Source organism: Alcaligenes sp. SORT26 (assembly GCF_017377875.1).
Lineage (GTDB): Bacteria > Pseudomonadota > Gammaproteobacteria > Burkholderiales > Burkholderiaceae_B > Alcaligenes > Alcaligenes parafaecalis.
In genome coordinates this window covers 865,705-879,060 of sequence record NZ_CP070975.1, presented here as the reverse complement: position 1 = coordinate 879,060, position 13,356 = coordinate 865,705, and the positions used below count along the sequence as shown (strand labels likewise).

The 13,356-nt window shown below is 54.9% G+C and carries 10 protein-coding genes and 3 riboswitches; of the genes, 5 read left to right on the top strand and 5 right to left on the bottom strand.

Annotation, left to right across the window (positions count from 1 at the left end; genetic code table 11):
* Positions 1 to 135 precede the first annotated feature (135 nt).
* The 5 genes from JYG33_RS04115 (at position 136) to JYG33_RS04095 (ending at position 8,767) form a co-directional block, all read left to right on the top strand.
* Positions 136 to 2,430: a TonB-dependent siderophore receptor gene (locus JYG33_RS04115; protein WP_207874751.1), complete on the top strand. Its 2,295-nt coding sequence runs from the start codon at positions 136 to 138 to the stop codon at positions 2,428 to 2,430.
* A gap of 209 nt (positions 2,431 to 2,639) precedes the next feature.
* Positions 2,640 to 3,398: a sulfate reduction electron transfer complex DsrMKJOP subunit DsrO gene (gene dsrO, locus JYG33_RS04110; RefSeq protein ID WP_207874749.1), complete on the top strand. Its 759-nt coding sequence runs from the start codon at positions 2,640 to 2,642 to the stop codon at positions 3,396 to 3,398.
* A gap of 9 nt (positions 3,399 to 3,407) precedes the next feature.
* The gene (gene nrfD, locus JYG33_RS04105; RefSeq protein WP_207874747.1) at positions 3,408 to 4,439 is read left to right on the top strand and encodes an NrfD/PsrC family molybdoenzyme membrane anchor subunit; all 1,032 of its coding nucleotides are present in this window, start codon (positions 3,408 to 3,410) and stop codon (positions 4,437 to 4,439) included.
* A gap of 37 nt (positions 4,440 to 4,476) precedes the next feature.
* Entirely contained in the window at positions 4,477 to 7,602 is a 3,126-nt protein-coding gene (locus JYG33_RS04100; protein WP_207874745.1) for a tetrathionate reductase subunit A, read from the top strand.
* A gap of 631 nt (positions 7,603 to 8,233) precedes the next feature.
* Positions 8,234 to 8,767: an AAA family ATPase gene (locus tag JYG33_RS04095; RefSeq protein ID WP_207874743.1), complete on the top strand. Its 534-nt coding sequence runs from the start codon at positions 8,234 to 8,236 to the stop codon at positions 8,765 to 8,767.
* A gap of 201 nt (positions 8,768 to 8,968) precedes the next feature.
* Here JYG33_RS04095 and JYG33_RS04090 read toward each other — a convergent pair whose 3' ends face one another.
* From JYG33_RS04090 to JYG33_RS04070, 5 genes are all read right to left on the bottom strand, one after another.
* Positions 8,969 to 9,604 carry a riboflavin synthase subunit alpha gene (locus JYG33_RS04090; protein ID WP_207874741.1) on the bottom strand — a complete coding sequence of 212 codons (636 nt, stop codon included), beginning with the start codon at positions 9,602 to 9,604 and terminating at the stop codon, positions 8,969 to 8,971.
* Positions 9,604 to 9,771: a hypothetical protein gene (locus tag JYG33_RS04085; RefSeq protein ID WP_207874739.1), complete on the bottom strand. Its 168-nt coding sequence runs from the start codon at positions 9,769 to 9,771 to the stop codon at positions 9,604 to 9,606. Before JYG33_RS04085 ends, JYG33_RS04090 begins: the two co-directional genes overlap by 1 nt.
* A riboswitch (FMN riboswitch) is annotated at positions 9,756 to 9,899 on the bottom strand. (Overlaps the previous gene by 16 nt.)
* 57 nt (positions 9,900 to 9,956) lie before the next feature.
* The gene (locus tag JYG33_RS04080) at positions 9,957 to 10,706 is read right to left on the bottom strand and encodes an SDR family NAD(P)-dependent oxidoreductase (protein ID WP_207874737.1); all 750 of its coding nucleotides are present in this window, start codon (positions 10,704 to 10,706) and stop codon (positions 9,957 to 9,959) included.
* A 152-nt stretch (positions 10,707 to 10,858) separates the two neighbouring features.
* Positions 10,859 to 12,151: an LLM class flavin-dependent oxidoreductase gene (locus JYG33_RS04075; protein WP_207874734.1), complete on the bottom strand. Its 1,293-nt coding sequence runs from the start codon at positions 12,149 to 12,151 to the stop codon at positions 10,859 to 10,861.
* Positions 12,148 to 12,930: a 3-oxoacyl-ACP reductase gene (locus tag JYG33_RS04070; RefSeq protein ID WP_207874732.1), complete on the bottom strand. Its 783-nt coding sequence runs from the start codon at positions 12,928 to 12,930 to the stop codon at positions 12,148 to 12,150. Before JYG33_RS04070 ends, JYG33_RS04075 begins: the two co-directional genes overlap by 4 nt.
* Positions 12,931 to 12,980: 50 nt before the next feature.
* Positions 12,981 to 13,078: riboswitch (TPP riboswitch) on the bottom strand.
* Between the two features lie 66 nt (positions 13,079 to 13,144).
* Positions 13,145 to 13,253: riboswitch (TPP riboswitch) on the top strand.
* Positions 13,254 to 13,356 lie beyond the last annotated feature (103 nt).

Sequence of the window (13,356 nt, the reverse complement as noted above, 5' to 3'; positions counted from 1 at the left end):
CCTTATGGTTGGAACGGCGCGGCCCAGGCTGAATTTGTCCGGCCCCATGTGTTGGTTTTACGAGATTAACGCCCTGTAACATGATTCGCCCTGTTTATAATCACGAATCAATCTCATTATTACTGGGTGTTTATTATGTCGGTGTCCTCGTCTCTCGCCGCTATGCGCCAGGTGCCTAGCGGCGCATCTTTTTTGCCTTTAAGCAGTCTGGCAGTGGCTTTATGTTTGGCCTTCTCCTATCAGACACATGCGCAACCGGTGGACGAGTTAGACCGCATCGTGGTCAAGGCCGAGGATGAACTCAAGCAAACTCTGGGTTCCTCCATCATCACCGCCGAAGACATCCAGAAATCCCCTCCCGCCAACGATATTTCCGAAGTCCTGCGCACCATGCCGGGTGTGAACCTGACCGGTAACTCGGCCAGCGGCCAGCGCGGTAATAATCGCCAGATTGATATTCGTGGCATGGGCCCGGAAAACACCATGATTCTGATTGACGGTAAACCCGTCAGCTCCCGCTCTGCCGTGCGTTTCGGCTGGCGTGGCGAGCGCGATTCGCGTGGTGACACCAACTGGGTGCCTGCTGAACAGATCGAGCGTGTAGAAGTGCTGCGTGGCCCGGCAGCGGCCCGTTACGGTAACGGCGCAGCGGGTGGTGTGGTCAATATCATCACCAAGCCTACAACAGACACCTTCCAGGGCACCTACTCCTTGTACGGCAACCTACCTGAGCATAGTGATGAAGGTGCAACGCGACGCATGAGCTTCGGCTTGAGCGGCCCGATCAGCGAGTCCCTGTCTTTCCGTTTGTACGGGAACCTGAACAAGACCGATTCGGATGATCCGGAGATCAATAAAGGGCATCAGACCGAGCGTGGCGGTGCCAACGCGAACAGTTTGCCAGCCGGTCGTGAAGGTGTGCGCAACAAGGACATCAATAGTTTGCTGTCCTGGCGCCCGGATAGCCGCCAAACCGTAGATCTGGAGGCTTCCTATAGCCGCCAGGGCAATATCTACACGGGTGATACCCAGAATACGAATACCAACGACGAGGTGAAACGTCAGCTGGGCGATGAGACGAACAAGATGTATCGCCAGAGCTACTCGCTGACGCATCGTGGCGACTGGAATGACAAGACGAATTCCCTCGCCTACTTCCAGTACGAAAAAACGCGCAACTATCGTCTGCTTGAGGGTCTGGCAGGTGGTACTGAAGGGGCCTTTAATGATCCAACACGTGTGAATGATGGTGGTTTCGGCACGGTGGATCTGACGACCATGACGGCTCACGCCGAGGCCAGTCATCAATTCAAGACTGGCAGTGTTGAGCAATACGCCACTTTCGGTATGGAGTGGGTGGGTCAGGAACTGAACGACAAGTCCTCGGACTTGGCACAACGTAATCCGACCCGTATCCCTGGCGTCCCCAACAAATACAAACCCAAGTCGCGGGCGAATATTTACTCGGTTTTCGCTGAAAACAATATTTACGCGACTGATAAGACTACGGTTACCCCCGGTCTGCGCTTTGATTATCACGACAAGCATGGCAGCAACTGGAGCCCTTCGCTGAACCTGACGCATGCCGTGACGGATAACTGGTTGCTGAAAGCCGGTATTGCCCGCGCTTACAAGGCTCCCAACCTGTATCAAAGCAATGACGGCTACACCTTGTACAGCCTGGGTAACGGCTGCTGGGGCAATACCACGGGCAGCAGCACGGGTTGCTTCCTGCAAGGTAATTCGGACTTGAAGGCGGAAACCAGCATCAATAAAGAATTGGGTGTTGAGTACGTGGGTGACAACGGCCTGGGTGCCAGCCTGACCTACTTCCACAACGATTACCGCAACAAAGTGGAAGCTGGGCGTTTTGCCACCAGCAGCTTTACGGCCTTGAACAATCAGCAACTGATTCTGCAATGGGAAAACATTCCCAAAGCCGTGGTTTCGGGTCTGGAAGGTAACTTGACGCTGCCTTTGGCCGAAAACTGGCTGTGGTCAACCAACTTCACCTACATGATTGAGTCCAAGAACAAGACTACAGGTGAAGCGCTGTCGACAATTCCCAAGTACACCATCAACACGACTCTGGACTGGAATGTGAATGCCGACTGGTCCCTGCGCGCCAAGGCAACCTTCTACGGCGAGCAAAAGCCACCGAAGTATGACTACTACGGCCAGCCTTTAACGGGTTCTGCAACCGACAAGGTCTCCCCGTACGCCTTGTTTGGTCTGAGTACGCAATACAAGATCAACAAGCATTTCCGTATCAATGCCGGTGTCGATAACCTCTTTGACAAACGCCTGTTCCGCCGTGGTAATGCCATCGGTGTGAACCTGGGTACACCCAACTACATTTACGGTGCCGGGGCTCATACTTTCAACCAACCAGGTCGCACTTTCTTCCTGGGTTTGAGCGGGACGTTCTAAGCAGTTCTCGTCTAAAACTCAGGTATATAGCGCCCCTCCAAAAAATGGAGGGGCGTTTTTTTATGTCTGAAAAATACAGCCGAGCGTCAACATTTCAACCTTTAAATGTTCTTTTTGACCTTCATCAAGACTAGACCTTTGTATTCTTCATATGCTTATAACTACAAATAATGTAAATGGGTTCAACCCAAGCATAAAAAGGAAAACACATGATTCCAACCGCCGAGCCCAAAAAGGGCAAGCGACGTTTTCTTAAGGAATTGCTGGGCCTTAGTGCCGGTGCAACGATTATTCCTATTCAACCTGTTCAAGCTGCCATGAACAGCCAACCTCCACGACGTAGCGGTGGGAAAGATGGGGCCCGCTATGGCATGGTGGTTGATCTAAGAAAATGTATCGGTTGCCAGGCCTGTACGGTCAGTTGCTCTATCGAAAACGCACCGCCTATCGGGCAGTTCCGCACCACGGTTCTGCAGTACGAGGTGCTCGATGAGCAACAGCAGGCGGCCATGCTGAGCCTGCCACGCCTCTGTAATCACTGTGACAACCCGCCCTGTGTGCCGGTCTGTCCGGTACAGGCGACCTTCCAGCGCGAAGACGGTGTGGTGCTGGTCGACAACGAACGATGTGTCGGCTGTGCCTACTGTGTTCAAGCCTGTCCTTACGACGCCCGTTTCATTAACCATGAAACGCAAACCGCCGATAAATGCACCTTCTGCGAGCACCGCCTGGAAGTGGGCCTGCTGCCCGCCTGTGTGGAAAGCTGCGTGGGTGGCGCGCGCGTTATTGGCGATATGAACGACGAAACCAGCACCATTTCCCAACTGCTTAAAGAGCACAAAGAGGAAATCCGCGTGCTCAAACCCGGTATGAATACCAACCCGCATGTGTTCTACATCGGTTTGCCGGACGAGTTCGTTGATGGTGTGGATGGCCAGGCCAGTGTGCGCCTGACCAATCAGTTCTAAGGGGCCGCTATGTCTATTATCGAAATCCTGACCCCCGCCTACGAAGTTGCCTGGCTACCTTGGGCGGTTCAATACTTCTTCCTGGTCGGTATGGCCGCCACCAGCACCGTCTGGGTATGGCGTTGTGCCTGGTCCAGCGACAGTGCCTTGCGCCGTCTGGAACCCGCGCTGATGATCGTGCTGCTGTGCAGCAGCATTGCCGCTCCTGTGTCCTTGTTGGCGGACTTGCACCAACCCGGTCGATTCTGGCATTTCTATGCCCATTTCACCCCCTGGTCCTGGATGTCGCTAGGCGCTGTTCTGTTGCCTTTGTTTGTCGGCTTGTCCGTGGCCAATGTCTTGGCCTGGTGGTTGAATAAACGTGCCCTGTGGCGCTGGTTGAGCCTGGCCTTGCTGGTGTCGGCCTTGTCTATTCTGGTGTACAGCGGCTTTGAAGTGATGGTGTTGCGTTCGCGTCCTTTGTGGAATACCGCTTTCCTGCCGATCAACTTTGCTTTGACAGCGGCTTTGGCTAGCCTGGGCGCTATTTTGCTGGTGGCTCGTTTCCTGCCTGGCGGTGTGGCTGCTTTGCCGCTGGAATACGTACGCCGCTGGTCTTTAGGTGTAGTCGCGACCTTGATCGTGGTGGCCCTGTTCTGGGTTGGCTCCGGTCTGATGGGTTATAGCCATTCCTTCGGCGCAGCTTGGGAGTTGTTCCAGACTTACCCCGTCTGGCGCTTGGGCTTCCTGGGTTCTTCGGCTTTTGGTCTGTTGATTCTGTACATGCTCAGCCGCCCTGTCAGCACCTTGCAAGGCAATTTCTACAGCTTGTTGTGCGCAGCTTTTCTGCTCGGCTCTGCCTGGGTATTTCGCTGGATTATTTTCATGGCGGTACAAGGTGTCCCTAAATACGGCGCTGGTTTGTACCTCTACACCATGCCCTTAGGCAGCGATGGTCTGCTGGGAATGCTGGGTGTGCTGGGCTTGTGTATTGCCTTGCTTGCCGCCAGCACCACCCTGCTTTCTCTGTTCCCGGCTCGTCGTCCTTCCTTGACGGCTTGAGCCCCGCAGATTAACTAGCTTTCAGGTACTTATCGTCATGAGCAAGAAAAAAGAAACCCCTAACCTGTCGCGTCGACAGGTCTTGACCCGCGGCGGCGTTGCCGTGGGTGGTCTGGCTGCCTTCGCGGCGGGCTATAGCGATACCGTGGTTAAAGCGGTGCAAGGTCTGGGTCAAGGCACAGCCGGTGTTCCCACCGCCCACGCAACCCGTGGTAACTCCTTGCAGGCTGAATTCCGTATCGATCCGATCACGGGCCTGCTCGATACCCAGCCCGGTCAAATTGTGAGCCCCTCCAGTTGCCTGGGCTGCTGGACACAGTGCGGTGTGCGTGTTCGCATCGATACGGAGAACAACAAGATTCTGCGTATCGCAGGTAACCCCTACCACCCCCTGGCCACCACACAGTCGGCCCCCATGGACCAGCCTGTGCGCGAGGTCTACGCCATGCTGGGTGGGGAAAACGGTCTGGAAGGCCGCGCAAGCGCCTGTGCCCGTGGTGCATCCATGCTGGAACAGCACAGCAGCCCTTACCGCGTTCTCTCGCCTTTGAAACGTGTTGGCCCTCGTGGCTCCGGTCAATGGGAGCGCATCAGCTTTGAACAATTGATTGAAGAGGTCTGCGAAGGCGGCGATCTGTTCAAAGAAGGTCAAGTCGACGGTTTGCGTGCGATCTGGGATCACGAAACCCTGATTGACCCGCAAAACCCCGAGTTTGGTCCGCTGGCCAACCAGTTGCTGTTCACGGATGCGGCTAACGAAGGCCGTACACCCTTGGTCAAGCGCTTTGCTGAGCAGGCTTTCGGGACGATTAACGTCAGTAATCACGGTTCTTACTGCGGCCAAAGCTTCCGTGTTGGTACCGGTGCGGCGATGGGCGACATTAAAGGCATGCCACACGGCAAGCCTGACTGGAAAAATGCCCGGTTTGGGCTGTTTATTGGTGCAGCACCAGCTCAATCCGGTAACCCGTTCCAGCGTCAGGGCCGTGAATTGGCTGAAGCCCGCTCGCGTCCTGAAAACACCTTCAAATACGTTGTTGTTTCCCCGATCCTGCCTACCTCGTCCAGCCTGGCCTCGGGCAGTGGCAACCGCTGGCAACCTGTTCTGCCGGGCACGGATCTATCTCTGGTCATGGGCATGTTGCGCTGGATTCTGGAACAAGAACGCTTTGATGTAGAGCACTTGTCCTTGCCCCATGCTCCAACAGAGCAAGACGAAAACACCGCGTCCTGGACTAACGCCAGCCATTTGCTGATCGCCGATCCCAAGCATCCTGGTTTTGGCCGCTATTTGCGTGGCACAGACCTGGGTTGGGAAGTGGCTGAAGGTGCCGAGTCGCCCTTTATCGTTCAGGACGAACAAGGCGAGCTGCGCGCCCATACCGATCTGGACCGCGCCACGCTGTTTGTCGACCGCACGGTAGCACTGGAAGACAAGGACGTACGCGTCTGTACCGCTTTGCACATGCTACGCGAGCGCAGTCAGGAAAAATCCATTGCCGACTACGCCAAAGGCTGCGGCATGGACGAAGAAGCCCTGATCGAGCTGGCCCGTGAATTCACCAGCTATGGCCGCCAAGCCGTTGCCGACGCCCACGGTGGCACCATGAACGGCTCGGGTTTTTACACGGCTTATGCCATCGCCATGTTGAACACCTTGGTGGGCAACTTGAACCTGAAAGGTGGTTTGGTGCTGGATGCAGGTCCATTTGGCCCATTCGGCCCCGGCCCACGTTATAACTTCGCCCAATTCCCCGGCAAAGTGACGGCGAAAGGCGTGTCCTTGTCGCGCCATCGCTTCGCTTACGAAAAATCCAGCGAATTCAAGCGTCGTCAGGCGAATGGTGAGGCTTTATACCCGGCTCCCGCTCCCTGGTACCCCGCCGTGGGCGCCTTAAGCAGTGAAATGATCGCTTCGGGCTTGAACGGCTACCCCTACACCAGCAAAGTGTGGATTAACCACATGAGCAATCCGGTCTACGCGATTGCTGGCTTCAAAAATGCCTTGCTGCACAAGCTGAAAGACCCGGCTGTTCTGCCTTTGTCGATTTCGGTCAACCCGTTCATCAACGAAACCAATGCCTACGCCGACTACATCGTGCCCGACACGGTGACCTATGAAAGCTGGGGCGTTTCCGCACCGTGGGCGGACGTGATTGCCAAGTCTTCCACATTGCGTTGGCCTGTCATGCAGCCACGCGTAGACCGGACTGCTGACGATCAGCCTATCAATCTGGAAAGTTTCTTGTTCGCGGTGGCCTTGCGTCTTGGACTGCCTGGTTTTGGTAAAGGCGTGTTGAAAGACAAAGCAGGGAATCCACACGATTTGCTGCGTGCAGAGGACTTCTATCTGCGAGGTATGGCCAATATCGCTTTTGGTGCAGGCCGCCCGGTTGGCGATGCATCCGACGACGATATGCGTGTGACAGGCGTTGATCGCCTCTTGCCGGATCTACAATCGCGCCTGCATCCGGAAGAGCAACGTAAAGTAGCGATGCTGTTGACTCGTGGTGGCCGATTCGACCGAATCGAAAACGCCTGGAAAGGAAATCAGCTTAAAAACCGCTACGACAACGCTTTGCAGGTCTGGAACGAAGACCTGGCCAAGATGCGTCACACCATGACAGGCGAGCGCTTGAGTGGTTGCCCCACTTGGTACCCTACCCGTCTGGCCGATGGAAGCCCAATGCGCGAACATTTCTCTGAACAGGAATGGCCGCTGCTGATGAGCTCCTACAAATCCAATTTGATGAGTTCCATGTCTATCGGTATGTCTCGTCTGCGCCAGGTACACCCGCATAATCCGATTTCCTTGAATTTGGATGATGCGAAGAACATGGGTATTCGCAACGGTGACCGCATTCGCGTCAGCACACCGGGCGGTGCTGTTGATGGTGTGGCTTTGGTGCGCGGCGGTATCATGCGCGGGGCTATCGCTATCGAGCACGGTTTTGGACATACCGAGTTGGGTGCGCGTTCGCACCAGATTGACGGTGAAGCGATGCCTCACCTGACGGATCTGGCTGCAGGTGTAAACCTGAACGAACTGGGCTTTGCTGACCCGACCCGTGGTAATGGCCAGGACAACGTCTGGATTGATTGGGTGTCTGGCGCTGCCGTGCGTCAAGGCTTGCCAGCCAAGGTGGAGAAGTTGTCGGCTTAACAGCGCCCCCTCTTTCAAGAGTTTCTTGAAAGATAAAAACGCCGATTGTCCTTTGGATAATCGGCGTTTTTCTTTGAGCTTTTTTATGTGTGTATGGGGGTCTGTTTGCTCAAAGTATCAGTCTGGTCTTGAGGAAAGGTCTTGATATGAATGTATGAGAGCAAGAAATGCTCTCCATCGCTGCACTTCCTTCTGATACTGCGTCAACAAGCCAATGGATGGTGAGTAAATCCGCCCTTCCTTTTGCTGTAGACTATCTTTTCGATGAAGAAAACTCTTTTCCGTTAATTGCATTTTATTATTCTCAGATTAGTGCGTATTGCTGGCTAGGGATGGGATATGGATATAGGCGATGCGGAAATACGTTAAACTCGCGAAATCCCCGCGGGTATCTGATCAAGATTTCCCCACTATCCAGCCTTAGCTCGTCCCTACATCCCTACATCCCTACATCCCTACATCCCTACATCCCTACATCCCTACATCCCTACATCCCTACATCCCTACATCCCTACATCCCTACATCCCTACATCCCTACATCCCTACATCCCTACATCCCTACATCCGACTTCAGTTTCGGGGCTTGAGCACGTCTGTACCAGTCTTTCCCCTTTTACTGACCTTACGTTTATGAATCCTTTCGTCCTTATCTCCGGCTGCTCTGGCGGCGGAAAATCCACTTTATTATCCGAGCTTCAAAAGCGAGGCTATACGGTTATTCAGGAACCTGGACGACGTATTGTTCAGGAGCAACTGGCCAAGGGTGGCTCTGCCCTTCCCTGGCTGGATATGAAAGCCTTCCTGATAGAAGCCATAAAGACAGCGCAGGATGACTATTTGAATGCCCCAAAAGACGGTCGCTGGGTGTTTTTTGATCGAGGCTTGCTTGATGCGGCAGCCGCTTTGCAGGAATTGAAGGGTGTGCCACTGCTGGATGATCTCAACAAGTCCTGCCCTTACCACTCACAGGTGTTTTTAACGCCGCCCTGGCCTGAAATATACGAGGCTGATCCAGAACGTCGTCACGATATGGACGCCGCTTTACGTGAGTATGAACGTCTGGAGCGTATTTATCCCTTGCTGGGCTACCAAGTGAGCCTGTTGCCCAAAACAACAGTAGAGAAACGTGCTGATTTTGTCTTGAAGGCGCTAGCTCAAATGTGAGTAAAGCCTTGTTATGCAAGCTATCAGGTCAGTAAAAGGGGCGGGCTCACACAGGCCCATAATCCACTTGTGGGCTGCGGTTCACTCCAAGCCTTGTACGCAAACCAAAGCATTCGACACAGCAAGGCACAGCAAAAGCTCCATAAAAAAGAGCCGCCAGTCTTAAAACTGACCGCTCTTTTCACTTCATTCAGGCGGAAATCAGCCTTTCAAAGCGGGCATCACGCGAGACAGAGTCCCTGCCACCGTACGCTCCAGCACATCGACCAGAACAACTGTTTGCTGATCCACTTCAATATTCAGTAGATCACCCGCCTTGTAGCGGGAGAAAGTCGTCTGGCGCAGCGTTTCCGGAATCAGGTTGATGGTCACAACGCCCTCTTCCACATCCGCCACCGTCAAACTGCAGCCATTAACGCCCAGAAAACCGCGTGGGAACACGTATTTGGCCCAATCTTCCGGTACACGGAAACGCAGGCGGTTACCCGCTTCAGTAATGCTTAACTCCAGCACTTCAGCCGTAGTCGCGATATGACCAGCCATGACGTGGCCGCCAATTTCTTCATTCAACTTGGCCGATCGCTCGATATTGACCAGATCACCTGTTTTCAGAGTACCCAGATTCGTGCGCTCTAACGTGACGGGAATCGCATCGAACGTCACTTTAGGACCGGAAATACTGGTCACGCTCAGGCATGTGCCTTCAACGCTGACACTGGCACCCAATTGCAGGTCTACCAGCAGCTCGTCGGTGAAATCGATCTCGAATTCGGTACGGCCTAGCTCAGCCTTGACGGCCGTCAGAGGACGAACCGCTTTAACAATCCCGGTATACATCAGCACACTCCTTCGCAGATTTCATGCAAAAGACCAACGGCTAATGCAGGGGAGATTTTCAGATTTTTCATTTGAACGCATCCTTGAGTAAACAATGCGTCCTCTGGGCAGCAATAAAACACGTCGCTGCCCTGATCACAAGGCAGCGATGCTTCATCTTCTTTCATCCGGACTCTTACCGTCGGCCCAGGCTTCTCACCTGATCTGCTGACCTTTCCCTGAAGGAAAGCGCTCGCGGGCTTGGGAGATTTCCTTTACCGCCGGTGGGGAATTGCACCCCGCCCTGAAGACGTTTGCAGTGTAAGACCGGAGCCCGACTCTAATCAAGCACGGCTCCGGTCAGCCGCAGGTCTTAGGCCTTGCGATGCACGCTCAAACCAGCAAAGCTTTGCGCCACTGGCATCAACTCGATGTAGTTGACGTTCATATGAGCAGGCGCATTCATGATCCAGGCGATGGTGTCGGCAATATCGTCAGGAGTCAGGGCATCCACATTCTGGTAAAGCGCAGCGGCTTTATCTTTATCGCCCAGACGAACGGTAGAGAAGTCCGTACCGGAACAGAGGCCAGGAGCCACGGTAGACACACGAACTGCCGTGCCCGACAGGTCGGCACGCAGATTCAGGCCCAGTTGATGCACAAATGCCTTGGTTGCGCCGTACACATTGCCACCTGCGTAGGCATACTCGCCTGCGGTCGAACCCAGATTGATAATGTGACCCTTGTTTTGCTTGACCATGCCAGGCAGCAAAGCATGCGTAATATGCAGCAGCGCGCTGATATTAGTGGCCACCATGGTGTCCCACTGATCCATCTTGGCGTCTTGCGCCTTGTCCACACCCAGAGCCAGACCGGCGTTATTGATCAGCACATCGATATTGGGGAAACGAGCCGTCAGATCAGCCAACACCGCTTCGGCACGCGCACGATCCGTCAGATCCACGCTGACCGGTACAAAGCGTTCACCCAGCTCTGCAGCCAATGCATCCAGCTTGTCCTGACGACGGGCCAGACCCAGCACGGTATGACCTTCAGATACCAATTTACGGGCAAGTGCAGCCCCAAACCCTGAGGAAGCCCCGGTGACAACAGCGGTTTTCATAGTGCGATCCCTATACAGCTCGCTGCTCGTTAAGCAGGCGACAATTAAAGCATTAAGGATAGCAAACTTCCGGAACTTAGTAGTCCCTTCACCCTAGGGAAAAAGCGGGCAAATCTGTCTATAGAAAAGCTCGCTTTTCCCCCACCTGTGTATCAGGCTACAGGACGGTCCAGGCCCAGATGGCCACGCAGGGTTGCGTGCTCGTACTCATGGCGGAACAGGCCGCGTTTTTGTAGAACAGGAATCACTTGCTCGACAAAATCACTGATGCCGTCGGGCAAGGAAGGCAGCATCAAATTAAAGCCATCCGCCCCTTCATTGCGCCACCATTGCTCGATCTGGTCGGCAATGGATTCTGGCGTCCCGACCATCGTGCAATGTCCACCACCAGCCGCAATGCGACCCAGAAGTTGACGCACCGTCGGCTTTTCCATTTCGACGATACGCAGCATGGTGGCGTAACGTCCTTTGGGGCCTTTGAAGCTTTCCAACGGTGGCAGTGGCGGCACAGGCGCATCCAGCTCCCAGTTCATGCAGTCCTGACCGACAAACATGCCCAGTTGACGCAAGGACGTGTCGGCGGGCAAGAGCTCGTCCAGCTCGCGCTGTTTGCGACGTGCTTCTTCCATGGTAGAGCCGACATAGGTCACCAAACCGGGCATCACAGGCACATCCACGCCGCGGCCAGTTTCACGTACACGTCGTTTGATATCGCGGTAATAGGACTGGGCAGAGGGCAAGTCGTAAGCCACGGCGTAAATTGCCTCGGCTTTACGGGCGGCCAGATCCCGGCCTTGTTCAGACGCACCAGCCTGGAACAACACGGGCTGACCTTGAGGCGAACGCGGCAAGGTCAAGGGGCCATCCACCAGGAAGTGATCACCTTTGTGCAGGATCTGGCGAACCTGATCAACCTTGGCGTAGTCGCCCTGTCTGTCCATCACCAAAGCGCTATCGCTCCAGGAGTCGAACAGTTGCAGTGCGGTATCAACAAACTCTTCCGCCCGCGCATAACGCCAGGCGTGATCGGGCATGGCTTCGTAACCGTGATTACGCGCCTCGGCATCAAACATGGAGGTCACCACATTCCAGCCCATCCGTCCCTTGGACACATGATCCAGCGAACACAACATGCGTGCTGCCACAAAGGGGGTATAGAAGGTACTGGAGACAGTGCTGATCAGGCCGATACGCTCGGTGGCTCGCGCTAGCGCGGCCATCATGGTCAAGGGTTCCAGAAACCAGCGCGGGCCGTCCGAAACATTATCGCTGGCCTGGCCATCTGCAAAGAAGATGGCATCCAGCTTGCCACGCTCCGCTATCTGGGCCAGCTCTTCGTAAAACCGTACATCGCCTAAACGCTCTACCTGCGAATCGGGATGACGCCATGCTGCTTTGTGATGCCCGCAGCCCATAATGAACAAATTGAAGTGCAACTGCCTCATCCGTTTTTCACCAATCCACCGTCAACTACCAAGTTCTGACCTGTCACTGCACGTGCCCACGGGCCTGCAAAAAACAGAGCCGCATCCGCAAATTCCTCTGGCGTGGTCACACGACGCAGCGGTGTGCTGGCGGCGATCAAATCAAAGACCGCTTCCGGTGTGGCCGAGGATGCATCAGTGGTGCGCAACAAACCGCCGGAAATCATATTCACGGTGATCTGATCTGGCCCCAGATCGTGCGACAGGGTGCGTGTCATGGACAACAAGGCGGCTTTGGCTGCGGTGTAGTCGTGATACGGCACAACGGGGTTCTGGAACAGATTGGTGCCGATATTGATGATGCGGCCAAAACCGGCCTGCTTCATGCCGGGCAAGGCGGCTTGCGTGGTGTTCAAGGCGCCACCCACAATGCCTTCCAACTGCTGATTCAACTGTGCCCATGTCAGAGTATCGGCATGGGGACGGGCATCGCCGTTGAAAGAAAATTCAGGCAAAGCGTTATTGACGACTGTGGTGACAGGCTGGCCGAAATGCGTCTGGGCCTTGGCAAACAAAGCCTGCACCGAAGCCGCATCCGTCACATCCGCTCGTACGGCCAGACATTGCTGCGGGAACTCGTCCGCCAGCGCCTGGGCGGCTGCTTCACTTTTCAGGTAATTGATGACAACTTTGGCGCCTTGACGTGCAAAGGCGCGCACCAGGCAAGCCCCCAGGCCGCGTGCGCCGCCGGTGACCAGGACCAATTGTTGGGAGAGTTCCGAGACGTGTTCCACAGACATGACATTCCTTGCAAAAATTCGGCGAGGATGTCGGCCCAGTTCGGACGCAGGGCTATGGATTCGGACATCCCTTCGCCAGTATGAGCTGGATCAGGTTCGACGGGTTTTATCTCAGCCCTTTTCATGAAGGACACCCCGTGCCGCAGCCAGACCATAGCATAAATTGCAGCAAACCGTATTATTGACATTTGAAAGAAGCTCTCCTACTCTTCTAGCCTGTTCCTGGGGGAGTCCTTAACGGGCTGAGACTCCGCAATTGCTGCGGTAACCCTTAGAACCTGATCCGGATCATGCCGGCGAAGGGAAAGGAAACGCGGCCTGGCAGCCTGCCCGCACGTCTCTGTGTGGCGCATTCACAAGCTCACAGCCCCATTTCAATCCCTCCATTTTTCTGCGCCCTGTCTTGGCTCCCTGCCAACTGGGCCG

What these genes read in the sequence shown, in the direction of transcription:
- JYG33_RS04080 (WP_207874737.1), bottom strand. Translation starts at nt 10,706, where the DNA reads ATGAAAACCGCTGTTGTCACCGGGGCTTCCTCAGGGTTTGGGGCTGCA.
- JYG33_RS04075 (WP_207874734.1), bottom strand. Translation starts at nt 12,151, where the DNA reads ATGAGGCAGTTGCACTTCAATTTGTTCATTATGGGCTGCGGGCATCAC.
- JYG33_RS04100 (WP_207874745.1), top strand. Translation starts at nt 4,477, where the DNA reads ATGAGCAAGAAAAAAGAAACCCCTAACCTGTCGCGTCGACAGGTCTTG.
- JYG33_RS04070 (WP_207874732.1), bottom strand. Translation starts at nt 12,930, where the DNA reads ATGTCTGTGGAACACGTCTCGGAACTCTCCCAACAATTGGTCCTGGTC.
- nrfD (WP_207874747.1), top strand. Translation starts at nt 3,408, where the DNA reads ATGTCTATTATCGAAATCCTGACCCCCGCCTACGAAGTTGCCTGGCTA.
- JYG33_RS04115 (WP_207874751.1), top strand. Translation starts at nt 136, where the DNA reads ATGTCGGTGTCCTCGTCTCTCGCCGCTATGCGCCAGGTGCCTAGCGGC.
- JYG33_RS04090 (WP_207874741.1), bottom strand. Translation starts at nt 9,604, where the DNA reads ATGTATACCGGGATTGTTAAAGCGGTTCGTCCTCTGACGGCCGTCAAG.
- JYG33_RS04085 (WP_207874739.1), bottom strand. Translation starts at nt 9,771, where the DNA reads ATGAAAGAAGATGAAGCATCGCTGCCTTGTGATCAGGGCAGCGACGTG.
- dsrO (WP_207874749.1), top strand. Translation starts at nt 2,640, where the DNA reads ATGATTCCAACCGCCGAGCCCAAAAAGGGCAAGCGACGTTTTCTTAAG.
- JYG33_RS04095 (WP_207874743.1), top strand. Translation starts at nt 8,234, where the DNA reads ATGAATCCTTTCGTCCTTATCTCCGGCTGCTCTGGCGGCGGAAAATCC.